Consider the following 22,852-nt stretch of genomic DNA (forward strand, 5'->3'; position numbering starts at 1 on the left):
AAAAAACCCGCCTTCCGGCGGGTTTTTTACACGCGTCACAGCACCGGATCAGCCGATGACATCCAGCCCGCCCATGTAGGGCTTGAGCACGTCCGGCACGGTGATGCTGCCGTCGGCGTTCTGGTAGTTCTCCATCACCGCGATCATCGCGCGGCCGACCGCCACGCCCGAACCGTTGAGCGTGTGCAGCAGTTCGGGCTTGCTGGTTTCCGGGTTGCGCCAGCGGGCCTGCATGCGGCGCGCCTGGAAATCACCACAGTTGGAGCACGAAGAGATTTCGCGGTAGGTGTCCTGCGAGGGCAGCCACACTTCCAGGTCGTAGGTCTTGATGGCGGCAAAGCCCATGTCGCCGGTGCACAGCAGCACCTTGCGGTAAGGCAGGCCCAGCTTTTCCAGCACGACTTCGGCACAGCGGGTCATGCGCTGGTGCTCTTCATCGCTCTGCGCCGGGGTACAGGCGGCGACCAGTTCCACCTTCTCGAACTGGTGCTGGCGGATCATGCCGCGCACGTCGCGGCCGCCGCTGCCGGCTTCGGCGCGGAAGCACAGCGAATGGGCGGTCATGCGCAGCGGCAGCTGCTCGGCGTCGATGATTTCATCGCGCACGATGTTGGTCAGCGGCACTTCCGAGGTCGGGATCAGATAGCGGGTGGACTCGCCCACGGCAGTCTTGAACAGGTCGTCCTCGAACTTCGGCAGCTGGCTGGTCCCACGCAGCGACTCGGCATTGACCAGGGTCGGGACGTTGGTCTCTTCATAGCCGTGCTCACCGGTATGCAGGTCGAGCATGAACTGCGCCAGGGCGCGGTGCAGGCGCGCGATCGGGCCACGCAGCACGGTGAAGCGCGAGCCGGACAACTTGGCCGCGGTCTCGCCATCCAGCCAGCGGTTGCGGGCGCCCAGCTCGACATGATCAAGCACCGGGAAATCGAACGCGCGCGGGGTACCCCAGCGCTTCTGCTCGACATTCTCCGATTCATCCTTGCCCGCCGGCACATCCTCGGCCGGCAGGTTCGGGATGCCCAGCGCGATCGCTTCGATCTTCTCGCGCAGCACATCCAGGGCCAGTTCCGAGGCTTTCAGTTCATCGGCGAACGCGGCCACCTCGGCCATGATCGCCGAGACGTCTTCGCCCTTGGCCTTGGCCTGGCCGATGGCCTTGGAACGGCTGTTGCGCAGGCTCTGCAGCTCCTGGGTACGCACCTGGATCCGCTTGCGATCGGCTTCCAGCGACTCCAGCCCGGAGACATCCAGCTCGAAACCGCGCGAGGAGCGCAGGCGTTCGGCAAGGTCGGCGGGCTGTTGGCGGAGCAGGGCTGGATCGAGCATGGCGGCAGAGGGGTCTACGGATTCGGAGGGGGATTATCGCCTGTTATGCGTTTTTCTGCCGCCGGTTCATCCCGGGCGTGGCAGAATCGCGGTGATCCATACGGTATGCCCCATGTCTGCTTCCCGCTCGACTTCTGGCAAGAACATCACTTTCCAGCTGCCCCGCCGCAGCCTCAAGATCGCCGCGATCGCCTTCGGTGCGGGCGTGCTGCTGTTCCTGGTGGTGTGGCTGAGCAGCCGCAAGGACGGCTTCTACAAGGCCGACCCCGCCGCGCAGACCCCTGCCCAGGTGGCCGAGGTCGAGCCCCTGCCCGAGCCGCTGGCCGCTGCGGCCGGCTCCAGCGACATGCCCGACGCCAAGGCGCCGCCGGCCAATGAAGAAAAGCCGCAGCTGGTGGAGACCGCCCCACCGCCGCCGCCGGCTGCGCCCGCTGCACCGGCCGCGCCTGCTGCGCCTGTGGCGATGGCACCGAGCGACCGCCCGCAGCCGATTGCCGACCAGTCGCCGCCGCCCAGCTACCCGCCCGCCGCACTGCGCCGGGGGGATCGCGGCACGGTCGTGGTCCGCGTGGATGTGGATGCCACCGGCTATCCCTCGGCCGTGACGTTGATCCAGCGCAGCGGTTCACGCGACCTTGATCGTGCCGCGTCCGATGCAGTGCGCCGCTGGCGCTTCCAGCCGGCGCAGAGCAATGGTGTGCCGGTGCCTGGCAGCCTGGAAGTACCGTTCGACTTCACTCCGCAGTGATTCATCACCGCATCACGCGGTGATTTTGCAACGGCTCAGCAAACTGAACCTTGATGGCAATGCAGTCGCCGCGTTGACGGTGCGCTGACACATCCGCAACCGGGTACGCGCAAGACTGCGGGTGTCACATCGACACCAGGAGTCAGCCATGAGTGTTACCCATGCCCCGGACATGCCCCGCTCGCCGCAGCATCAGCGCGACGTGATCGATGAGCCCCACAATCGCCGTACGTCACCCTGGTTGTGGGTGGCGTTGATCGTGGCGATGTTCGCCGCTGCGCTGGTGTGGCTGCGTTATGCCACCCCGGGCGATACCAACGACGCGCCGGTCGGCCAGCGCATGTTGCCCGCCACCGAGACCGCGCCGGTAGCGACGACGCCGGCCCCGGCGGCGCGCCAAGCGGCTCCGGCTACCGAGCAGCGCAAGGCGACCCCGGCCGTGCGCAATCGTGAGGCCCGCCCGCTGGCGAGCAATGCCAAGCCGGCCTACCCGCGTACGGCGCTGCGCAGCGGCGTGCAGGGCAGCGTGGTCGCGAGCCTCAACGTGGATACCCGCGGCCAGGTGACCGATGCCAACATCGTGCAGCGCAGCGGTACGCGTGATCGCGATCTGGACCGTGCGGTGCTGACCACCGTGCGCGACTGGAAGTTCGAGCCGGCCATGCATAACGGCCGCGCCGTCGCCAGCGTGGTTCGCGTGCCGGTGGATTTCCGTACTGAGCGTTAAGCAGCTGCGCTGAGGCGGGAACGAAAAGGGAGGCCAGTGGCCTCCCTTTTTTTTGTTCGTGAAGTACCGCGACGACGCCAGGTCAAGGCAGTGCCGGGCGCTGCTCGGCAACCACGCATACCGGGCATCTGGACGCAGCAGCGGCAGAACCCGGCATTATCTCAGCCGGCGCGAAGCCCGAAACCTGCGCCGGTCGCCAGACCATCGAAATCCGGGAACGAGGTCGCTACGTTGGCGATGTCATTGACCCGCACCTCGCCCGTGCTGAGCTGGCCGGCAATGGCGAAGGCCATCGCGATGCGGTGATCGCCATGGCTTTCGATGGTGCCGCTGCCCAGCGCCGCGCCGCCATGGATCGTCGCGCCGTCCTCGGTCTCGTCCACCTGCACGCCCAACGTGCGCAGGCCGGTCGCCATCGCGGCCAGGCGGTCCGATTCCTTGACCCGCAGCTCGGCCGCGCCACGCACCACGGTGTTGCCCTGCGCGGCGGCCGCGGCGACGAACAACGCCGGGAACTCATCGATCATGTCCGGCACCAGCGCTTCGGGAATCTCGGCGCCGTGCAGGGGCGCGTAACGCACCACCAGATCGGCCACCGCTTCCCCACCCTGCTCGGCATGGTTCTCTTCGGTGATGTCCGCGCCCATCAGGCGCAGCGCGGCCAGCAGACCGGTGCGGCGCGGGTTGAGGCCGACCGCGCGCAGGCGCAGTTCGGACCCCGGGATGACGCTGGCGGCCACGAGGAAGAACGCCGCCGAGGAGAAATCGGCCGGCACCACGATATCGGTCGGGCGCAGGCGCTGGCCACCGCGCAGGCGGGCCTTGCCGGGCGAGAACTCGATATCCACGCCGAACGCGCGCAGCATGCGCTCGCTGTAGTCGCGGGTCGGGTGCGGCTCGATGACCGAGGTTTCGCCCTCGGCATACAGCCCGGCCAGCAGCACGGCGGATTTGACCTGCGCACTGGCGACCGGCGAGGCGAACGCGATGCCGCGCAGCGTCTGCCCGCCCTGTACGCGCAGTGGCGGCGTGCCATCGGCCTCGGTCTCGATCTTCGCGCCCATCTCGCCCAGCGGGCCGGTCACGCGGCGCATCGGGCGGCGCGACAGCGATTCATCGCCGACCATCACCGAATCGAACGGCTGCGCGGCCAGCAGCCCGGCCAGCAGGCGCATGCCGGTGCCGGCGTTGCCGCAGTCCAACGGGGCGCTCGGCGCCTTCAGGCCATCCACGCCCACGCCATGCACGATGCGCTGCGACGGCGACGGGGTGTCGATGCGCACGCCCATCTGCGAAAAGATCGCGGCGGTGGCGCGGGTGTCTTCGCCTTCCAGGAAGCCATCGATGCGCGACACGCCATCGGCCAGCGCGGCAAACATCACCGAACGGTGCGAGACGGACTTGTCGCCGGGAATGGTCAGGCTGCCCTGCAGGGGCTGGCCCTTGTGGGCGATCCAGTACGGAGATGCGGTCATCGGAAATCCTATGGGGCGGGGCCGCCGCAGCGGCGATGCAACGGTGTGCGGAAGGGCCGCAGTGCCCATGCGGGCACCGGGCCGGGCGTAGCGCGCAGCGCGGCCACGCCGTTCGGATCAGGGCACGGCGACCGGATAGGAGCCGAGGATCTTGATCTGCGCCGAGTGGGCTTTCAGTTCGGCCAGGGCCGCCTGCATCGCCTCGTCGTCGACATGGCCGGCCAGATCGATGAAGAAGCCGTACTCCCACTTGGCGTTGTGCGAGGGGCGCGACTCGATCCGGTTCATGCTGATGCCATGCCGCGCGAACGGGCTGAGCACGTCGAACAGTGCACCGGGCTTGTCGTGGATGAACACCAGCACCGAGGTGCGGTCGTGGCCGGAGGTGGGGAAGATGTTGCGGCCGATGACCAGGAAGCGCGTGGTGTTGTCCGCATCGTTCTGGATCGGCTTGGTCACCACCTTCTTCAGGCCGTACACATGCCCGGCACTCTCGCCGCCGATCGCCGCGGCGTCATCGGCATTGCGGGCGCGGCGCGCGCCTTCGGCGTTGCTGGAGACCGGAATCTTCTCGGCCTTGGGCAGGTTGGCGCGCAGCCACGAGGAGGTCTGCATGAACGACTGCGGGTGGCCATACACGCGCTCGACATCCTCCAGCCGACCACTGCGCGACATCAGGTACTGCTGCACGCGCAGTTCCACTTCGCCACAGATCTTCAGGTTGGAGGTCAGGAACATGTCCAGCGTGATCTGGATGGTGCCCTGCCCCGAATTCTCCACTGGCACCACGCCGAAATCAGCGTTGCCCGCTTCCACTTCCTGGAAGACTTCTTCGATGCTGGCCAGCGGCAGCCCCAGCGACGAGCGCCCGAAATGCTTGAGCACCGCCTGCTGGCTGAAGGTGCCTTCCGGACCGAGGTAGCCGATCTTCAACGGCTCCTGCTGGGCCAGGCAGGCCGACATGATCTCGCGGTAGACGTGGACCAGCACTTCATCGCTGAGCGGGCCCTCGTTGCGGTCCACCACCATGCGCAGCACCTGCGCTTCGCGCTCGGGGCGGTAGTAATCCACGGCGGCAGCGAGCTTGCCCTTGGCCTTGCCGACCTGGTGGGCGAAGTTAGCGCGCTCGGCGATCAGCGCCTGGATGCTGCGGTCGATATGGTCGATCTTGGCGCGCACATCCGACAGCACGGGCGCGGCAACCGCCGGCGCGGCATCGCGCTTGGCGGCCTTGGCCTTCTTCGCGGGGGCAGCCGCCTTGGGCGGGGTCGGTGCCGGCTTGGCAGCCTTGGGCTTGGCGGGTTTGGTGGCCATCTGGGTTCCAATTGCAGTGGGGCGGCGAGCGCCCCGGGAAAAACGAATGCGTCAGCCGTTACGTTGCTGGAAATCGCGCATGAAGGCGGCCAGCGCCTGCGCGCCCTCCACCGGCATGGCGTTGTACAGCGAGGCGCGGATGCCGCCGACCGCCTTGTGGCCCTTCAGCGCCAGCAGGCCGGCCGCTTTGGATTCACTGACGAAACGCGCGTTGAGCGTGTCATCCGGCAGGAAGAACGGGATGTTCATGCGCGAGCGTGCGGCCGGTACGACTTCATTGCGGTAGAAGCCGCCGGACTGGTCGATCGCCCCGTAGATCAGGCCCGACTTGACCGCGTTGCGGCGGGCGAATTCTTCCACGCCGCCTTCGGCCAGCATCCACTGGAACACCAGCCCGGCCAGGTACCAGTTCCAGGTCGGCGGGGTGTTGAGCATGGAATCGCGCGCGACGTGCGAGCGGTAATCGAAGATGTCCGCGCGCGGCTGGCCGCTGCGCTCGAGCAGGTCGCGGCGCACGATCACCACCGAGACGCCGACCGGGCCGAGGTTCTTCTGCGCGCCGGCATAGATCAGGCCGTACTTGCTGACATCCAGCGGCTCGCTGGCGATCGAGGAGCTGAAATCGGCGAACAGCGGCACGTCACCCACGTCCGGGGTGTCACGGAACTCGACGCCGTGGATGGTTTCGTTGGCGGTGATGTGCACGTAGGCCGCGTCATCGGAGAGCTGCCAGCTGGCGCGCGCCGGGATGTCGTGGAAGCCATTGGCTTCGCTGCTCGCGGCGACGTTGACCGTGACGTAAGGGCTGACCTGCTTGATCGCGGTCTTGCCCCAGTGCCCGGTGAGCACGTAATCCACGGTCTGGCCGGGCTGGGCGAAGTTGAGTGCGAGCAGGGCCTGCTGGGTGGTCGCGCCACCGGCCAGGAACAGCACCGCGTAGTCGTCCGGGATGCCGATAAGGCGACGCAGATCGGCCTCGGCCTGGGCGGCGACGGCCATGAACTCCGGGCCGCGGTGGCTCATTTCGACAATGGAGGCGCCCGCGCCGTTCCACTCCAACATCTCTTCCTGCGCCTGGCGCAGGACCGATTCCGGCAACGTTGCAGGGCCGGCACTGAAATTGAACGCGCGCGTCATGTCACACCTATGGGGCAAGACCCCTAGTATGCCGCAGCGCACCAGCCTTTAGGCCTTGCAGGACAAGGCGAATTTGGTTGCAAACGAATCTAATGGCCCACGCCAGGTATGCCTGGTTGCCGGCCAGCGGCCGGCACTACCTCGCCCCGAACCAGAGCAGGCCGCTGATCGCTGCCGCGAGCAGCAGCGCACTGACCAGCAGCCACGGCCAGCGGCTCACCCGCTTGGGCACGGCCACCGGTTCCGGGCGCTGGCGCGCTTCGAAGCCGTCATCTTCTTCCTCGACCACGATGCGCTTGCGGCCGTCATGCGGCACCTCGAGCACGAAGCGGTGCTGGGCATCGAAGACCAGCTGGTCACCGGGCTGCAGCCAGCAGTGGCGAACGGTGACGCCATTGACCCGGGTTGACTCGCCGGCGCCCAGGTCGCGCAGCAGCAGGCGCTCGCCGTGCTGCTCAAGGCGGGCGTGCTGCTCGGCGAAGGCCGGGTCGTCGATGACGATGTCCGCCTCCGGCCCGCGCCCGATCACGCGCGGGCGATCCAGGGTGAAGCTGCGCCCGTGGTGCTGGCCGCCGACGCCACGCAACAGACGCTGGTCATCGCCACCGTCATCGCTGCGCGGCGGTGCGTGCGCAACGGCCTCGCAGTCGCCCTGCACCACCATCTCCACGCCATCGGCGTAGACGGCGTCGCCCGCGCGCAGCAGCGCCATCCGCCGCACCGGGCGGCCATTGACGTGGATGCCGCGGATGCCGCTGGCGACCTGCAGCCACAAGCCGCGGTCGTCCAGGCAGAACTGGGCCAGCAACAAGGTGCCGGGAGTGTCATCGCCAAGCCGGACAGTGCCCGAAGCATGACGCACGATGCGCTGCACCCCGGGCCGCAGCGGCTGGTCAGGGTGTTGGCGTTGAGTAAAGTGGACTAGCAGGTTCTGCACGCGGCGCAGCCTAGCAGGTTGAATGTCAGGGAAGAAGAAGTGTGACGCAGACCTTGGAGTTGTGCCTGAGGATGCGCACAATGCACGCCCGAATCCGCGCCGTTGTCCGCCAGGAGACTGTATGTCCACCATCGATATCCGTCACGCCCACTCCCTGCCCGCCGAAAACGCGCGCAAGGCCATCGAAGAAGTCGCCGCCAAACTGTCCGAGCGTTTCGGCCTGCAGTCCAGCTGGGTGGGCGACGTGCTGAACTTCAGCGGCTCCGGCGTGGATGGCGCGATCGCGCTGCAGCCCGGCCAGGTGCAGGTCACCGCCAAGCTCGGCTTCCTGCTCTCGGCCATGAAAAGCATGGTGGAAAGCGAGATCCAGCGCGTGCTGCAGGAAAAGCTCGGCTGAACCGACACCCGGCCCGACGCTGCACAGGCGCCGGCCATCACATCGCTTGAAGCCGGCGATGCATACGATCCAAGGGTGTCCACCCACAGGGATCGCCCCATGAATTCACCCAACGACTTCGACGATCGCATCCCCGGCGAGAAGCCCTCGCTGCAGGATCAGGCCGAGCGCTTCTCGCGCAAGCTGACCGATTCGGCCCAGCAGATCTGGCTGGCGGGGCTTGGCGCCTTCGGGCGCGCACAGGCCGAAGGCAGCCGGGTCTTCGACAACCTGGTCAAGGAAGGCGAGAACATCGAGGCCCGCAACCGTGAGCAGGCCGGCGATACGCCGCGCTGGCGCGACAATGTCGAGGAACACCTCGGCGAGGCCCGTGAAAAGGCCAGCGGCACCTGGGACAAGGTCGAGAAGGCCTTCGATGACCGGGTCCAGGGCGTGCTCAAGCGCCTGCACATCCCGACCGCCGAGGACGTGGCCGCCCTCAATGCCCGGATCGACGCCCTCACTACCCGGGTCAACCGCGCCGAGGCCCGCAATGCCTCCCCGTCGGCCGATCCGTCGCCGGGGACGCACCAGTCGCCGACCTCCGACGCCTGACTGAACTGATCCGACCTCGTTTGTTGCAAAGCAGCACGACTTTGTTGACAATCGAAATCGACCCGCCAATCGCTTCCACCGCCGTTTGTTCCCTCCCCTCACGGCTTTGGATTGGCGGGTTTTTTGTGGGCGCTCGATCGGCCGCACCACCACAAAGTGAGACGGCCGTCACCGACGTGATCGCCGGATGCCCATGCGTGCGACAACGACGCGCCGCTGACGTGCAAAGGCGCATATAAACTGTCTATCGCACTTCCCTGTTCATATCCCCCTGCATGCTCTCCTGGATTCTGGCCCTGCTGTTGGCCCTCATCGCCTGGTTCCTGGCCACGGCCTACTTCTGGCTGATCAAACGGAAGCGCAAGGAGACCCAGCTTGGCCTCAATGCCCTGGCCGGCATGCACTGGCGGGAATTTTCGCTGATCGTCCGGCGTGCGATGCACGAGCAGCGTGGCCTGCAGGACGTGCCCGATGAGGCCATGGACAGCCGCCAACCCCGCAGCGATTTCCTCATGCACGACGGTCCGCAGCGCTGGCTGCTCTCCTGCAAGCACGGGCGCGCTTACCGGATCGGCACGGCGGCGGTGAATGAGCTGGGCGCCGCCGCGCGCCTGGCCGGTGCCCGCGGCGGGATCCTGATCACCGAAGGCAAGGTCGAGCGCGATGGCCGCATCGCCGCTGAAAAGCAGAATGTCGAGGTTCTGGACGGCCCGCTGCTGTGGCCGCTGCTGCAGCCGTATCTGCCCGGCGACATGGAGTCCCGCGTACAGGCCGGTGCCCGTCGCGAGGCGATCCGCCGTATTTCGATCGCGGCGCTGGGCGCGGCGACACTGGGCTTGATGGTCGGGCTGGGCTCGCTGACCGCGGGACTGGAAAGACAATGGGCCGACGACGAATCCGCAACGACCGCGCCTGCCGCCATGACGCCCGCCACAGCGGTCCCGGCGCCGGCCGATACCGCCCCCACCGCCCCCACCGCCGCACCGGCACCACCCGCGGCAGCGCACGAGGGTCGTCCAGGACCGGCGACCGATGCTCCCGCGGCTGCGATGGACGCCAACCCCGACAACGCCACGCTGGACCGCTATCAGCACGAACTGTCACGCAACGTGGCCACCCGCCCCGGCGTGGCCAGCGGCATCTGGCTGACGCGGCAGACGCTGGCGATCAACCGCACCGGCGAGATTGATGCCATCTGGCCGCTGATCTGCGAGGAAGTGACCCGCTACCCGGCGCTGCGCACCGTGCGCATCCAACTCAACCCGCGCCCCGGCGTGGATGAGCCGGTCCGCTGGCGGCAATGCACCACGCTGTAACGGTCAGCGCGCGCCCGGCGAAAACCGGGCGACCAGGTCGTAGGCATCGCCCAGGAACATCTGCCGCACGCAGGTGATCGGCTGCTCGCCGCGCCAGGTGAGGCGGTCGATGACCAGGCATGCCGTGCCGGGTTTGACCTGCAGCAGCGTAGCGGCCGCGTCATCGGCGCCCCACGCGCTGATCCGGTGCTGGGCGCGCGTCCACGACACGTTCTGCAGCAGCCAGCTGCCTGGCGCCGTCGTCTCGAAATCCACCTCCAGCACCTCCGGCACGCCGACCGGACTGATCAGGCGATGCTCCAGTGCCAGCGGCCGGCCATCGGCCAGGTGCAGGCAGCGGATCGCCAGCAGCTTTTCGCTGCCGGCCAGGGCGGTTTCCTCCGCGACCTGCTCGCGTGGGCGACGGTAGGCGCGCTCCAGCAGCTGGTAGCCATACACATGCCCGCGCGCTTCCACCGCCATCGCGATGTCGGGGATCTCCAGCGCCACCTGTTCCAGGTGCGGCGGCTGCCGGGCGACGAACGAGCCCGCACGGCGGCGGCGCTCGATCATGCCGCTCTCGGCCAGCGCGGTCAGCACCTTGTTCACGGTCATCCGCGAGCAGCCGTACTGCTCCATCAGCTCGTGTTCGTAGGGGATGCGGAAGCCAGGCTCCCACTGTCCACTGAGGATGCGGCTTTCCAGATCGGCGCGGATGCGCTGATTGAGGGTTGCTGCTTTCTTGCCCGTCACTCTGGATTCCTGCATGGGAGGGTCGGATCAGACCCTCAACAACGGTCGAAGTGCCGCGGCGAACCGTGCGGCCACCGCCTCGCGTTGCGGGTGGCGACCGTCACGGACCAACTGGCGACCCTGGCGCCATACCGATCGCACGGCGCCATTACGTGCGGCGAACACCCAGCTGTCAAGCAAGGCATCGCCGTCGCGGGCGATCAGCGCCGGGTGATCGGGATCGAGCTCGACCAGGTCGGCAGGTGCGCCGACCAGCAGCCCGCTGGCCACGCCCAGCGCCTGCGCAGCACCGTTCAACGACTGTTCGTACAGCCAGCGGCCGGTGGACTGGCCATCGCCCGGGGCCAGCACGTTGCGCCCACGCAGGTGCAGGCGCTGGCCGTACTCGAGCAGGCGCAGTTCTTCGGCCGCGTCGATCAGGACGTTGGAGTCGGAACCGACACCGAACCGGCCACCGGCGCGCGCGAACGCCTGCATCGGGAACAGGCCGTCGCCCAGGTTCGCCTCGGTGATCGGGCACAGCCCGGCCACCGCGTGGCTGGCCACGATCTGCTGCAGCTCCGCCCCGGTGATGTGGGTGGCGTGCACCAGGCACCAGCGTGCGTCCACCGGCGCGTGTTCGTACAGCCATTGCACGGGGCGCATCCCGCTCCAGGCCACGCAGGCATCGACCTCGCGGGTCTGTTCGGCGATGTGGATGTGGACCGGGCCGGTGTTGAGTGGCAGCAACGCCGACAGTTCCTCGCCGGTCACCGCGCGCAGGCTGTGCGGGGCGAAACCGAGCACCGCATCGTCCTGGCCCTGCAGCGCGCGCGTGCAGCCCTTCAGCAGCTCGGCAAAACCATCCACATCGTGGATCAGCCGGCGCTGGGCCGGGTTCGGCGCGGCGCCACCGAAATCGGCATGTGCGTAGAACACCGGCAGCAGGGTCAGGCCGATCCCGCTGGACCGGGCGGCAGCGGCGATGCGCTCGGCCATTTCGGCACGGTTGGCGTAAGGCGCACCGTCCGGCCCGTGATGCAGATAGTGGAACTCGCCAACCCGGGTGAACCCGGATTCCAGCATCTCCACATAGGCCTGCTCGGCGATCGCCTGCATGGCCTCGGGCTGCAGATGCGCCAGGAAACGGTACATCAGCTCGCGCCAGCTCCAGAAGCTGTCCCCGCTGTTGCCACCGATCTCGGTCAGCCCGGCCATGCCGCGCTGGAAGGCGTGGCTGTGCAGGTTGCCCAGGCCCGGCAGGGCGATGGCCAACGCGGTATCACCCGCCTCGGCCGGCACCCCCGGGGTCACCTCGACCAGCATGCCGCCCTGGCTGGCGATGCGCACATCGCGCGCCCAGCCCTGTGGCAGCAGCGCGTGGGTGGCGTGGAAACGGAGGATCGGTGCGGGGTTGGCTGGCATCACTGGACATCCCGGAAGAGGCGCCTATATTGTATAGACATATACACCGATGTGGTTGCTGCCATGCACTGTGACACCCTCTGGTACCACGCCAACCTGATCACCGTCGATGGCCCGGGGCTGGGCGTGATCGAGGATGGCGTCATCGCCGCGACCGATGGGCGCATCGTGCATGTCGGCACGGCCGGCTCGGCCGATCATCTGCAGCCGGCCCAGCGCATCGACGGTGGCGGGCGCTGGATCAGCCCCGGCCTGATCGACTGCCACACCCACCTGGTCTATGCCGGCAACCGCGCCGGTGAGTTCGAGCAGCGCCTGCAGGGCGTGAGCTATGCCGACATCGCCCGTGCCGGCGGCGGCATCGTCTCCACCGTGCGCGCCACCCGCGCCGCCAGCGAAGCCGACCTGCTCGCCGCCAGCCTGCCCCGCCTGGACGCCATGCTGGCCGAAGGCATCACCACGCTGGAGATCAAATCCGGGTACGGGCTGACCCTGGCCGACGAGACCAAACAGCTGCAGGTCGCGCGCGAACTGGGCCGCCAGCGCGCGGTCGAGATCGTGCCGACCTTCCTCGGCGCGCATGCGATCCCGCCGGGCCGCGAGGCACAGGAGTACATCGACGAGGTCTGCAACGTCATGATTCCGGCCGTTGCCGCCGCTGGGCTGGCCGAAGCGGTGGACGTGTTCTGCGAGAACATCGCCTTCAGCGCTGCGCAGGCCGAACAGGTGTTCGTCGCCGCGCGGCAGCACGGGCTGGCGATCAAGATCCACGCCGAGCAGCTGAGCAACCAGCATGGTGCCGCCCTGGCGGCGCGTCACGGTGCGCTGTCGGCCGACCATATCGAACACCTTGATGCCGACGGGATCGCCGCGATGCGCCACGCCGGCACCGTGGCGGTACTGCTGCCGGGCGCGTTCTACTTCACCCGCGATACCACCCTGCCCCCGATCGCCGAACTGCGCGCGGCGGGCGTGCCGCTGGCACTGGCCACCGATTCCAACCCCGGCACCTCGCCGCTGACCAGCCCGCTGCTGGCGATGAACATGGCCGCCACCCTGTTCCGCATGACCGTGGCGGAGTGCATCGCCGGCTTCACCCGTGAAGCGGCGCGCGCCCTTGGCCGGCAGGACCGGATCGGCCGGCTCGCCGTCGGCCTGGACTGCAATCTGGCCGTGTGGGACATCGAGGCGCCTGCCGACCTCGTCTACCGCATGGGCTTCAACCCCCTGCACGCCCGCGTGATGCGCGGCCAACCCGTCTGAACCTAGTGATGTCTGGAGATTTCATGAGCACTACCCTGACCCTGCACCCCGGCGCCGTCACGCTGGCGCAATGGCGCGCGATCCATGACGGCGCGCGGGTGCGGCTGGACCCGGCTTCGGCCGCCGCCGTGCTGCGCAGTGCGCAGACCGTGGCCGACATCGTCGCCAAGGGCGCGCCGGTGTATGGCATCAACACCGGCTTCGGCAAGCTGGCCAGCGTGCGCATCGAGCGCGAGGATCTGGAAACCCTGCAGCGCAATATCGTGCTCTCGCACGCGGCCGGCGTGGGTGAGCCGATGCCGGCGCCGGTCGTGCGGCTGATGATGGCGCTGAAGCTGGCCAGCCTCGCCCAGGGCGCCTCGGGCATCCGCCCGCAGACGCTGGCCCTGCTGGAAGCGTTCCTGCAGCACGATTTCATTCCGGTGATTCCGTGCCAGGGCTCGGTTGGCGCGTCGGGCGACCTGGCCCCGCTTTCGCACCTGGCCAGCGTGATGATCGGTGTCGGCGAGGCCTTCGTCGATGGTCAGCGCCTGCCCGCTGCCGAGGCACTGGCCAACGTCGGCCTGGCCCCGCTGGTGCTGGGTGCGAAGGAAGGCCTGGCCCTGCTCAACGGCACCCAGTACTCCACGGCCTACGCACTGGCCGGCCTGTTCGCGATCGATACCGTGTTCCGTGCGGCGCTGGTCACTGGCGCGCTCTCGGTGGAAGCGGCCAAGGGCTCGGACACCCCGTTCGACCCGCGCATCCACAGCATCCGCGGCCAGCGCGGGCAGATCGCCACCGCCGCCGCGCTGCGCACCCTGATGCAGGGCTCGGCGATCCGCGAATCGCACCGCGACAACGACGTGCGCGTGCAGGACCCGTACTGCCTGCGCTGCCAGCCACAGGTGATGGGCGCGGCCTTCGACGTGATGCGCCAGGCCGCGACCACGCTGGCGATCGAAGCCAACGGCGTGTCCGACAATCCGCTGGTGTTCACCGATACCAACGAGGCGCTGAGCGGCGGCAACTTCCATGCCGAGCCGGTCGCCTTCGCGGCCGACATGCTGGCCATGGCGGTGTGCGAGATCGGCTCGATCAGCGAGCGCCGCACCGCGATGCTGGTCGACCCGGCGCTGTCCGGCCTGCCGGCCTTCCTCACCCCGAAGCCGGGCTTGAACTCCGGCTTCATGATTCCGCAGGTCACCGCCGCTGCGCTGGTCTCGGAAAACAAGCAGCGCGCCTATCCGGCCAGCGTCGACTCGATCCCGACCTCGGCCAACCAGGAAGACCACGTCTCGATGGCCGCCCACGGTGCGCGCCGCCTGATGGCGATGGCCGAGAACGCGGCCAACGTGATCGGCATCGAGCTGCTCGCCGCCGCGCAGGGCTGCGATTTCCACGCCCCGCTGCGCTCCAGTGATGCGCTGGAAGCGGTGCGCCAGCGCCTGCGCGCACAGGTGCCCACGCTGGAAGACGACCGCTATTTCCATCCGGACATGGTGGCCGCGACCGATCTGGTCCGCAGCGGCGTGCTGGCCGAAGGCCTGGGCGACATCCTCCCGCCGCTGGAGCCGCTGTCATGACCGCGCACCCGGACTGGCTGCAGATTCACCGTGGCGATGCACCGTTGATCGTCAGCTTCCCGCATACCGGCACCGAGCTGCCCGATGCACTGGCCGCGCAGTTCATCTCGCCGTGGCTGGCCCGCCGCGATGCCGACTGGTGGGTGCACGATCTGTATGCCTTCGCGCAGCAGATGGGCGCCACCACGCTCCGCTCGGCGGTGTCGCGCTCGGTCATCGATCTCAATCGCGACCCCAGCGGCACCTCGCTGTACCCGGGCCAGAACACCACCGGCCTGTGCCCGCTGACCACCTTCGACAACCAGCCGCTGTACCGCGATGGCGACGGACCGGACGAAGCCGAGATCGCACGGCGCCGCGCTACCTGGTTCATGCCCTACCACGACGCCCTCGCTGCGGAGATCGCGCGCCTGCGTGCGCAGCACGGCACCGTGGTGGTGTACGACGCGCACTCGATCCGCTCGCACATCCCGCACCTGTTCGATGGCCAGCTGCCGCAGTTCAACCTCGGCACCAATGGGGACACCACCTGCGACAACGCGCTCACCGATGTCGTCGACAACCTGTGTGCGATGAGCGGCATGAGCCATGTGCGCAACGGCCGCTTCAAGGGCGGCTACATCACCCGTCACTACAGCGACATCCCTGGCGGCGTGCACACGCTGCAGATGGAGCTGGCCTGCCGCGGCTACATGCACGAGCCCGAGGCCGTGGATGAGCACAGCTGGCCCACGCCGCTGGATCCCGATCACGCCGCCCCGCTGCGCGCCACGCTGCAGCAGGTGCTCGATGCCTGTCTCGACTTCGCTACGTCCCGGAGTGCTGCATGACCCGTCTCGATTCCACCCGCACCATCCTCGCCCCGACCGGCACCACGCTGACCTGCAAGAGCTGGCTGACCGAAGCCCCGCTGCGCATGCTGATGAACAACCTGCACCCGGACGTGGCCGAGCGTCCGCAGGAGCTGGTGGTCTATGGCGGCATCGGCCGCGCCGCGCGCGACTGGGAAAGCTACGACAAGATCATCGAGACGCTGCAGCGGCTGGAGGATGACCAGACCCTGCTGGTGCAGTCCGGCAAGCCGGTCGGTGTGTTCCGTACCCACGTGGACGCCCCGCGGGTGCTGATCGCCAACTCCAACCTGGTGCCGCGCTGGGCCAATTGGGACCACTTCAACGAGCTCGACAAGAAGGGCCTGGCCATGTACGGCCAGATGACGGCCGGCAGCTGGATCTACATCGGCGCGCAGGGCATCGTGCAGGGCACCTACGAAACCTTCGTGGAAATGGGCCGCCAGCACTACAACGGCAGCCTGGCCGGCAAATGGCTGTTCACCGGTGGGCTGGGCGGCATGGGCGGCGCGCAGCCGCTGGCTGCGGTGATGGCCGGCGCCTCGTGCCTGGCGGTGGAGTGCCGCAAGAGCAGCATCGAAATGCGCCTGCGTACCGGCTATCTGGACACCTGGACCGACAACCTCGACGAAGCGCTGCGCCTGATCGAGGAATCCTGCACCGCGAAGACGCCGCTCTCGGTGGGCCTGCTCGGCAACGTTGCCGACGTGCTGGACGAGCTGCTGATCCGCGGCGTGAAGCCGGACCTGCTGACCGACCAGACCTCGGCGCACGACCCGGTCAACGGCTACCTGCCGCAGGACTGGACCGTGGAAGAGTGGGATGAAAAACGCGTCTCCGCGCCGAAGGACGTCGAAGCCGCCGCGCGCGCCTCCATGGCCAACCACATCCGCGCCATGCTCGCCTTCCACGCACTCGGCGTGCCGACCGTGGATTACGGCAACAACCTGCGCCAGATGGCACTGGAAGAAGGCGTGGACGATGCGTTCGACTTCCCCGGCTTCGTGCCCGCCTACATCCGCCCGCTGTTCTGCCGCGGCATCGGCCCGTTCCGCTGGGCCGCGCTGAGTGGCGACCCGGAAGACATCGCCAAGACCGATGCCAAGGTGAAGGAGCTGATCCCGGATAACCCGCACCTGCACCGCTGGCTGGACATGGCCGCCGAAAAGATCAAGTTCCAGGGCCTGCCCGCGCGCATCTGCTGGGTCGGCCTGGGCGATCGTGATCGACTCGGCCTGGCGTTCAACGAGATGGTCGCCAATGGCGAGCTGAAGGCACCGGTGGTGATCGGCCGCGATCACCTGGATTCGGGCAGCGTCGCCTCGCCGAACCGCGAAACCGAAGCGATGGCCGACGGCTCCGATGCCGTCTCCGACTGGCCGCTGCTTAACGCCCTGCTCAACACCGCCAGTGGCGCGACCTGGGTGTCGCTGCACCACGGTGGCGGCGTCGGCATGGGCTTCTCGCAGCATGCGGGCATGGTCATCGTCTGCGATGGCACCGACGCGGCGGCCAAGCGCATCGCGCGCGTGCTGTGGAACGACCCGGCCACCGGCGTGATGCGGCATGCCGATGCAGGCTATGAGATCGCGGTGGAGTGCGCGAAGGAGAAGGGGCTGGATCTGCCTGGGATTCTGGGCTGATGCGGGGCGGCCCCGGCCCCACGGTCGGGGCCTTTCGTGACCGGGGGTGACTTCCGCCGCATTGACCGGGGTGCCAGCGCTTCCTACTGTGCGGGCTCACCCACGCGGATGCCCGCAATGCGTCGTTTCGCCTTTGTCGCGGTCCTGCTGTTCGCGGTATCGCCGCCGTCGGGCACCGCGCGCGCCGCGGAGTTCGACGCCCGGATCACCCGGCAACTCCACACAAACGCCGATCGCTACGGCATCGCCGGCCAGGCAGTGCTGATACGGCATAACGGCACGCTGCTTGCGCAGGCCGTCGCCGGAGAGGCCGACCTCACCACGCACCAACCAGTGACACCCGAGACGGTGTTCAACGCTTATTCGCTGGCCAAACTGCTTGTCAGCGCTCTGGTCATGCAACGGGTGGAGGCCGGCAGGGTCGAGCTGGATGCACCGGCCAGCCGCTATCTTCCCGATCTGACCGAGGCCTGGCAGGCGATCACCGTGCGGCAGTTCCTCAACCATGCGTCCGGCGTTCCCGAGTATTTCCAGTATCGGGAAGGTGAGGTGATCACCTCGCAGGGCAACCGCTTCCCGACCACGGCGGCGGAGGTGTTCAAGGCACTCGCCGGCGCACCACTGCAGTTCACGCCGGGCACTGCCAATCGGTATACGCAGACAAACTATCTGGTCCTCACCGCGCTGTTGGAAGCGCAGTACCAGCAGCCCTATGCACAGATCGTTCGGGACCGCGTGCTGCGACCGCTGTCGATGACGCATACCTCGCTCGGCCCGGCGACGAATGCGCGCCACGAGATCGCCATCGCCTACACCGGCAAACAGGGCGCGCTGCAGCGCGAAGACGACATCGCCTGGCCATCCTATGCCTACGGGCATGCCGCACTGCATGCCACCGTCGGTGATCTGGACCGCTTCCTGCTGGCCCTGGCCCGCGGTGAGCTGGTGGGTCGTGCCACGCTGCAGCAGCTGTGGCAGCCACAGGTGCTGGACAACGGACGGCGCAGCGGCTTCTCCACGGGTTGGGAATTCGAAGAAAGCGGCGAGTACCGCCTCGTCGGGCATGATGGTGGCACGCGGGTGCGTGCGCGGATCGCCTTCGCCGACGGCCTGGCCGGAGATACCTACAGCTTCATCTACCTCACCAACGGCAGTGCGAAGAATGTGTGGTCGCGCACGCTGGTGGACAGCACCATGGCGGTGGTGGCCCCGATGCAGTTCCCTCGCGAGGCCCTGTCGGAAAGGCTGATCACCTACGCACTGGAGCCGCAGACGGCCGCACGCACAACCGCGTTGAAACAGTGGCTCATCACTACCGGGCGCGGTGATCAGCCGATGCTGGAGCAGGACATCAACCGCGTGGGCTACGCGGTGGCCGAGAATCTGGGCCATGCCACCGCGCTGCCGCTGTTCGCCTTCAACGCGACGCTGTTCCCGCGCTCGGCCAATGCCTGGGACAGCTTGGCAGAAACGTATGCCGCCTTGGGCGACGCGAAGCAGGCCGAACGGCTGTACGCCAAGTCGAAAGCGCTGGCAGCGGCCCGGTAGTGCCGGCCGATGGCCGGCAACCACGCGGTCATGGGTCTCACGCAACGGATCGCGTAGATCCTGGCGAGCCGGCCAGCGGCCGGCACTACCGACACCCGGTCGTCGGTGAGCGCTTGGCTCCATACGCCCGACAAGGGTGACGAACACGCCACATCCTGTTAACTTGCGCGCCCCACATGAAGTTGACAGGGTGCCGCGGCGACGCGGGCCGTGTCCGCACTGATATCGCGCACGAATGACTGCCCTCTCGAATCGCTCCACCGCCCCTGCCCTGTCGCTGCTCGCCGCCGCCCTGCTGGCCAGCCTTGCCACCAACGGCACCGCCCACGCCGCGCCTGCTGGCCAGGCCGTCACGCTGGACGCGGTCAACGTTACCGCCGCCGATGCCACCGAGGCTGCGCGCCGCGCGCTCGACCGGGTGCCCGGGGCAGGCAACGTCGTCGATATGACGCAGATCGGCCAGGGCCGCGTCGCCGGCACTGCCGATGTACTGGCCTACCAGCCCGGCATCAGCGCGCAGAGCGCCGGCAATGAAGGCGTCAAGGTCTCCATCCGCGGTTCGGGCCTCAACCGGGCGCCCGGTGCGCATGCCTCCGGCCTGTCGGTCTCGCTGGATGGCCTGCCGCTCACCGGTCCGGGCGGCACGCCGTACGAGCTGCTGGAGCCGCTGTGGCTGAGCCGCGTGGAGGTGCTGCGCGGTGCCAACGGGTTCGAGCGCGGCGCGCTGGCGCTGGGCGGTGCGGTCAACTACATCACCCGCAGCGGCCGCGACACGCCCGGGCTGGAGCTGCACTACGAAGCGGGCGCACGCGGTTACCAGAAGCGCGGGATCAGCCTGGGCGGCGTGCGGGACGCGGTTGATTACTTCCTGGCCTACACCGATACCGAGTACGACGGCTATCAGCAGCACGCCGCCGGCAAGGGCAAGGGCGCCGTGGCCAACATCGGCTGGCAGCTCACGCCGGATCTGGAGACGCGCTTCTTCCTGCGCTATCGCGAGACCGATCACGAAACCCCGGGGCGCCTGACCCGCGCGCAGATCCGCAACGACCCACGTGCCGCCAACCCGGCCAACCTGGCCATCGATGCGCGCCGCCCGCAGCCGGGCAGCACCTGGATCGGCAACACCACCACCTACACCATCGATGCAGATTCGTCGCTGCAGGCCGGCCTCGTGTACCACAAGTACCCGATGGACTTGAACGAAAGCCTGTACCGCCAGCAGCTGGACTACGCCAACCTCAACGGCACGCTGGACTACCGCCGCGGGCATGCGCTGTTCGGGCATGACAGCGTGACCACGATCGGCCTGCGCGTGACCCATGATCTGGACGCGAACGTGCGCGAGACGCTGCGCTTTGCCAGCAACGGTTACGCCGCCGGCACGCACACCCGCGACTTCCAGCATTACGGAACCGACAGCGTGCTGCACCTCGGCAACGATCTGGCGCTGAGCGAGACGCTGCGCCTGCAGACCGGCCTGGCCTTCATCCACACCCGCCGCGATGTGCAGGTCACCTGGCCGGCCACGCCGGAACGGCTCTCCGAACGGCAATGGGATTACGCGCCGCGGCTCGGCTTCACCTGGCAGCAGACGCCGCAGACACAGTGGTTCGGCAACCTGAGCCGCTCGGTAGAACCTGCGCACCCGTGGTCGATGATCTGGGGCTCGAACCAGTATTTCGCCGCCGGCAATGGCGCCTCCACCGGCCGCCAGCGCGCGCCAGTGGAACTGGACAACCAGACCGCGACCACGCTGGAACTGGGTGCACGTGGCGACAGCGCGCTCGGCCGCTGGGAGCTGACCGGCTACTACGCCCGCCTCAACCACGAGCTGCTCACTGTGGAAGTGCAGCCGGTGCCGAACCTGTTCATCGCCGAATCCAACGCCAGCCCGACCGTACACCGTGGCATCGAAGCCGGCCTGGACAGTGCGCTGTGGCAGGGCGTCGGCGGGCGGCTGTCATTGCGCCAGGCCTACACCTTCAGCGACTTCCGCTACCGCGATGATGCACGCTTCGGTAGCAACCGCCTGCCCGGCCTGCCGCGCCACTACTACCAGGCCGAACTGCGTTACGACCACCCGGCCGGCTTCTATGCCGGGCTGAACACCGAGTATGCGTCGAAGATGTTCGTCGACTACGCCAACAGCATGGCCGCCGACAGCCACGTGATCTTCGGCACCCGCATCGGCTACGACGCCCCCGGTGGGCGCTGGCAGGCCTGGGCGGAGCTGCGCAACCTGGCCGATCGCCACTACGCGGCCACGGTCACGCCGGGCTACGACGATGCCGGCAAGGATGTCGCCCGTTCCACGCCCGGTGAGGGGCGCGGTGTGTATGCCGGGGTGCGCTGGCGATTCGATTGACGTTATGGCGCCACCTTTCGGCCAGCTGGCTGCCACCGGGTATCAGCGCGCCAGTGCCTTGGTGACGGCCGCATCAGCCAACGGCACCATCCGCGCATAGCCGGCCGGCGTGGGATGCACGCCATCGGTGGCCAGGTCCGGGTCCAGGCCGCCATCCTTGTTGGTCATGGCCGTGTGGTAATCCAGATAGACCAGCCCCTGCTGCTCCGCATAGGCGCGCAATGCCCGGTTGAGCGCGGTGACCTTGCCGGCGGGCTGCACGCCGGGTTGCCACGGGTAGTCGCTGACCGGCAGTACCGAAGCCAGCACCACGCGGATGTTGTGCGCCTGCGCCAGTTCCACCATCGCATGCAGGTTGTCTTCGATCATCGCCTGCGTCGCCGGCCCGGTGTTGCCGGCGATATCGTTGGTGCCGGCCAGGATCACCACCGCGGCCGGCTTCAGCGCGATGACATCCTGCTGGAAGCGCACCAGCATCTGCGCGGTGGTCTGCCCGGAGATGCCGCGGTTGACGTACGGCTTGCCCGGGAAGAAGCGCTCGCTGCCGGTTGGGCCCCAGCCTTCGGTGATCGAGTCGCCGTAGAACACCACGCGCTTGGCACCCGGGGCGACCGGCGGCAACGCCGCGTTCTCGTCGCGATAGCGCTGCAGTTGCGGCCAATCCAGCAGGCGCTGCTGCATCTCCGTGATCTGCGCGGGCGTCGCCTGGTCTGCAGGCACGAGGTACAGCGGATTGATCGCCGGGCGATCCTGCGCCTGTGCCAACGGTTGCATGGCACACAACGCGAGCGTCGCGACGAGGGTGGAACGGATCAAGGCTGGCACGGCATGGCGCTCCGCTGAGGGCAAGCGGACAGTCTCATCGATCGGCGACCAGGGATTCAAGCTGCGCTGCGACGCGATCGAAGGGTCCGATGTCACGCGTGGCCCGACTCATCGCCACGGCGCCCTCGATGCTGGCGATGATCATGGTGGCAATGCCCTTGGCCTGGTCGGGTGGACGGCCGCCGCGGTGCAACGCCTCGGTCAGCCGCGCCTCCCAGCGCGCGAACACCTCGGCGGCCGCCCGCTGCGCGTCATCGGGCGCATCATCGATCGGCTCTTCCACTGCCGCGGCGAGTACCGGGCATCCGACGTGGAAATCCGAGCGGATCAGGCGCTCGCGCCACGCCGCCAGGAACAAGGCCAGCCCGTCTGGCGCTGCTCCCTGCAGGCAGGTATCGAGCAGCGCATCGACCTTCGCGCCCGCCAGCGTGGTGGCCTGCGCCAACACCTGCTGCTTGCCCCCCGGAAAGTGATGGTAGGTGGAACCGAACGGCGCCTGCGCGCGTTTGGCTACTTCGCGCACGCTGGAGGCATTGAGGCCATAGGTGGCCAGCATCTCCGCTGCCGCAGCGACCACGCGTTGCGGGGCATCGGAAGGGCGTGCACTCATGGCCGGACTCCTTGCTAAGACGGGTGTCATAGATTAGCGTATTTGAATTATGACAACTGTTAGAGATGA

Annotated in this window: 20 protein-coding genes; 11 read left to right on the top strand and 9 right to left on the bottom strand. The window is 68.0% G+C overall.

The window, feature by feature from the left end; translation table 11 throughout:
• Positions 1 to 48: 48 nt before the first annotated feature.
• Positions 49 to 1,329 (bottom strand): serine--tRNA ligase, encoded by a 1,281-nt coding sequence (gene serS / locus NJD74_RS08920; RefSeq protein WP_046273366.1) that lies wholly within the window; start codon positions 1,327 to 1,329, stop codon positions 49 to 51.
• Between the two features lie 112 nt (positions 1,330 to 1,441).
• Between serS and NJD74_RS08925 the strand changes: the two genes are divergently transcribed.
• Positions 1,442 to 2,077 (top strand): energy transducer TonB, encoded by a 636-nt coding sequence (locus NJD74_RS08925; RefSeq protein ID WP_019184303.1) that lies wholly within the window; start codon positions 1,442 to 1,444, stop codon positions 2,075 to 2,077.
• A gap of 148 nt (positions 2,078 to 2,225) precedes the next feature.
• On the top strand, positions 2,226 to 2,804 hold the full coding sequence (locus tag NJD74_RS08930) for an energy transducer TonB (protein WP_070470455.1): 579 nt from the start codon (positions 2,226 to 2,228) through the stop codon (positions 2,802 to 2,804).
• 161 nt (positions 2,805 to 2,965) lie between these two features.
• Here NJD74_RS08930 and aroA read toward each other — a convergent pair whose 3' ends face one another.
• The 4 genes from aroA to NJD74_RS08950 form a co-directional block, all read right to left on the bottom strand.
• Positions 2,966 to 4,279, bottom strand: a complete 1,314-nt coding sequence (gene aroA / locus NJD74_RS08935; protein WP_319624017.1) for a 3-phosphoshikimate 1-carboxyvinyltransferase — start codon at positions 4,277 to 4,279, stop codon at positions 2,966 to 2,968.
• Positions 4,280 to 4,396: 117 nt separating this feature from the next.
• On the bottom strand, positions 4,397 to 5,593 hold the full coding sequence (gene pheA, locus NJD74_RS08940) for a prephenate dehydratase (RefSeq protein ID WP_319624018.1): 1,197 nt from the start codon (positions 5,591 to 5,593) through the stop codon (positions 4,397 to 4,399).
• 51 nt (positions 5,594 to 5,644) lie between these two features.
• The gene (serC, locus tag NJD74_RS08945; protein ID WP_102787964.1) at positions 5,645 to 6,730 is read right to left on the bottom strand and encodes a 3-phosphoserine/phosphohydroxythreonine transaminase; all 1,086 of its coding nucleotides are present in this window, start codon (positions 6,728 to 6,730) and stop codon (positions 5,645 to 5,647) included.
• Between the two features lie 136 nt (positions 6,731 to 6,866).
• Complete coding sequence (locus tag NJD74_RS08950) at positions 6,867 to 7,667, bottom strand: FHA domain-containing protein (RefSeq protein ID WP_070425432.1); 801 nt, start codon at positions 7,665 to 7,667, stop codon at positions 6,867 to 6,869.
• A 121-nt stretch (positions 7,668 to 7,788) separates the two neighbouring features.
• Between NJD74_RS08950 and NJD74_RS08955 the strand changes: the two genes are divergently transcribed.
• The 3 genes from NJD74_RS08955 to NJD74_RS08965 all read left to right on the top strand — a co-directional run bounded on the left by NJD74_RS08955 (position 7,789) and on the right by NJD74_RS08965 (position 9,974).
• A complete protein-coding gene (locus NJD74_RS08955) occupies positions 7,789 to 8,064 on the top strand; it encodes a polyhydroxyalkanoic acid system family protein (RefSeq protein ID WP_019184309.1) in 276 nt (91 codons plus the stop codon).
• A 99-nt stretch (positions 8,065 to 8,163) separates the two neighbouring features.
• Positions 8,164 to 8,658 (top strand): phasin family protein, encoded by a 495-nt coding sequence (locus NJD74_RS08960; protein WP_070425433.1) that lies wholly within the window; start codon positions 8,164 to 8,166, stop codon positions 8,656 to 8,658.
• A 275-nt stretch (positions 8,659 to 8,933) separates the two neighbouring features.
• The gene (locus NJD74_RS08965) at positions 8,934 to 9,974 is read left to right on the top strand and encodes a restriction endonuclease (RefSeq protein ID WP_319624019.1); all 1,041 of its coding nucleotides are present in this window, start codon (positions 8,934 to 8,936) and stop codon (positions 9,972 to 9,974) included.
• A gap of 3 nt (positions 9,975 to 9,977) precedes the next feature.
• Here NJD74_RS08965 and hutC read toward each other — a convergent pair whose 3' ends face one another.
• Positions 9,978 to 10,706: a histidine utilization repressor gene (hutC, locus tag NJD74_RS08970; RefSeq protein WP_319624020.1), complete on the bottom strand. Its 729-nt coding sequence runs from the start codon at positions 10,704 to 10,706 to the stop codon at positions 9,978 to 9,980.
• A 27-nt stretch (positions 10,707 to 10,733) separates the two neighbouring features.
• Positions 10,734 to 12,110 (bottom strand): formimidoylglutamate deiminase, encoded by a 1,377-nt coding sequence (locus tag NJD74_RS08975; protein ID WP_319624021.1) that lies wholly within the window; start codon positions 12,108 to 12,110, stop codon positions 10,734 to 10,736.
• 63 nt (positions 12,111 to 12,173) lie between these two features.
• On the opposite strand from NJD74_RS08975, the gene hutI reads away from it, so the two are divergent.
• The 6 genes from hutI to NJD74_RS09005 all read left to right on the top strand — a co-directional run bounded on the left by hutI (position 12,174) and on the right by NJD74_RS09005 (position 21,348).
• Complete coding sequence (gene hutI, locus NJD74_RS08980) at positions 12,174 to 13,373, top strand: imidazolonepropionase (RefSeq protein ID WP_319624022.1); 1,200 nt, start codon at positions 12,174 to 12,176, stop codon at positions 13,371 to 13,373.
• Between the two features lie 23 nt (positions 13,374 to 13,396).
• The gene (gene hutH / locus NJD74_RS08985; RefSeq protein WP_102787968.1) at positions 13,397 to 14,938 is read left to right on the top strand and encodes a histidine ammonia-lyase; all 1,542 of its coding nucleotides are present in this window, start codon (positions 13,397 to 13,399) and stop codon (positions 14,936 to 14,938) included.
• Positions 14,935 to 15,768 carry an N-formylglutamate deformylase gene (gene hutG, locus NJD74_RS08990; protein ID WP_102787969.1) on the top strand — a complete coding sequence of 278 codons (834 nt, stop codon included), beginning with the start codon at positions 14,935 to 14,937 and terminating at the stop codon, positions 15,766 to 15,768. Before hutH ends, hutG begins: the two co-directional genes overlap by 4 nt.
• On the top strand, positions 15,765 to 17,432 hold the full coding sequence (gene hutU / locus NJD74_RS08995; protein ID WP_319624023.1) for a urocanate hydratase: 1,668 nt from the start codon (positions 15,765 to 15,767) through the stop codon (positions 17,430 to 17,432). Before hutG ends, hutU begins: the two co-directional genes overlap by 4 nt.
• A gap of 117 nt (positions 17,433 to 17,549) precedes the next feature.
• Complete coding sequence (locus NJD74_RS09000; protein WP_319624024.1) at positions 17,550 to 18,980, top strand: serine hydrolase domain-containing protein; 1,431 nt, start codon at positions 17,550 to 17,552, stop codon at positions 18,978 to 18,980.
• A 235-nt stretch (positions 18,981 to 19,215) separates the two neighbouring features.
• On the top strand, positions 19,216 to 21,348 hold the full coding sequence (locus NJD74_RS09005; protein ID WP_319624025.1) for a TonB-dependent receptor: 2,133 nt from the start codon (positions 19,216 to 19,218) through the stop codon (positions 21,346 to 21,348).
• 42 nt (positions 21,349 to 21,390) lie between these two features.
• On the opposite strand, the gene NJD74_RS09010 is transcribed toward NJD74_RS09005, so the two are convergent.
• Both NJD74_RS09010 and NJD74_RS09015 read right to left on the bottom strand, forming a co-directional pair.
• Positions 21,391 to 22,122, bottom strand: a complete 732-nt coding sequence (locus NJD74_RS09010) for an SGNH/GDSL hydrolase family protein (RefSeq protein WP_070470477.1) — start codon at positions 22,120 to 22,122, stop codon at positions 21,391 to 21,393.
• An 85-nt stretch (positions 22,123 to 22,207) separates the two neighbouring features.
• Positions 22,208 to 22,783, bottom strand: a complete 576-nt coding sequence (locus tag NJD74_RS09015; protein WP_102787972.1) for a TetR/AcrR family transcriptional regulator — start codon at positions 22,781 to 22,783, stop codon at positions 22,208 to 22,210.
• Positions 22,784 to 22,852: the final 69 nt, after the last annotated feature.

Origin of the sequence: Stenotrophomonas sp. RG-453, from assembly GCF_033843685.1 — a bacterium.
In the GTDB taxonomy this organism is placed as follows: Bacteria; Pseudomonadota; Gammaproteobacteria; order Xanthomonadales; family Xanthomonadaceae; genus Stenotrophomonas; species Stenotrophomonas bentonitica_A.

Coding starts and splice junctions, on each gene's coding strand:
- NJD74_RS09015 (WP_102787972.1), bottom strand. CDS start 22,783: ATGAGTGCACGCCCTTCCGATGCCCCGCAACGCGTGGTCGCTGCGGCA.
- hutU (WP_319624023.1), top strand. CDS start 15,765: ATGACCCGTCTCGATTCCACCCGCACCATCCTCGCCCCGACCGGCACC.
- serS (WP_046273366.1), bottom strand. CDS start 1,329: ATGCTCGATCCAGCCCTGCTCCGCCAACAGCCCGCCGACCTTGCCGAA.
- NJD74_RS09010 (WP_070470477.1), bottom strand. CDS start 22,122: ATGCAACCGTTGGCACAGGCGCAGGATCGCCCGGCGATCAATCCGCTG.
- NJD74_RS08965 (WP_319624019.1), top strand. CDS start 8,934: ATGCTCTCCTGGATTCTGGCCCTGCTGTTGGCCCTCATCGCCTGGTTC.
- hutI (WP_319624022.1), top strand. CDS start 12,174: ATGCACTGTGACACCCTCTGGTACCACGCCAACCTGATCACCGTCGAT.
- hutH (WP_102787968.1), top strand. CDS start 13,397: ATGAGCACTACCCTGACCCTGCACCCCGGCGCCGTCACGCTGGCGCAA.
- NJD74_RS08975 (WP_319624021.1), bottom strand. CDS start 12,110: ATGCCAGCCAACCCCGCACCGATCCTCCGTTTCCACGCCACCCACGCG.
- NJD74_RS08955 (WP_019184309.1), top strand. CDS start 7,789: ATGTCCACCATCGATATCCGTCACGCCCACTCCCTGCCCGCCGAAAAC.
- NJD74_RS08925 (WP_019184303.1), top strand. CDS start 1,442: ATGTCTGCTTCCCGCTCGACTTCTGGCAAGAACATCACTTTCCAGCTG.
- NJD74_RS09000 (WP_319624024.1), top strand. CDS start 17,550: ATGCGTCGTTTCGCCTTTGTCGCGGTCCTGCTGTTCGCGGTATCGCCG.
- NJD74_RS09005 (WP_319624025.1), top strand. CDS start 19,216: ATGACTGCCCTCTCGAATCGCTCCACCGCCCCTGCCCTGTCGCTGCTC.
- serC (WP_102787964.1), bottom strand. CDS start 6,730: ATGACGCGCGCGTTCAATTTCAGTGCCGGCCCTGCAACGTTGCCGGAA.
- aroA (WP_319624017.1), bottom strand. CDS start 4,279: ATGACCGCATCTCCGTACTGGATCGCCCACAAGGGCCAGCCCCTGCAG.
- pheA (WP_319624018.1), bottom strand. CDS start 5,593: ATGGCCACCAAACCCGCCAAGCCCAAGGCTGCCAAGCCGGCACCGACC.
- NJD74_RS08930 (WP_070470455.1), top strand. CDS start 2,226: ATGAGTGTTACCCATGCCCCGGACATGCCCCGCTCGCCGCAGCATCAG.
- NJD74_RS08960 (WP_070425433.1), top strand. CDS start 8,164: ATGAATTCACCCAACGACTTCGACGATCGCATCCCCGGCGAGAAGCCC.
- hutG (WP_102787969.1), top strand. CDS start 14,935: ATGACCGCGCACCCGGACTGGCTGCAGATTCACCGTGGCGATGCACCG.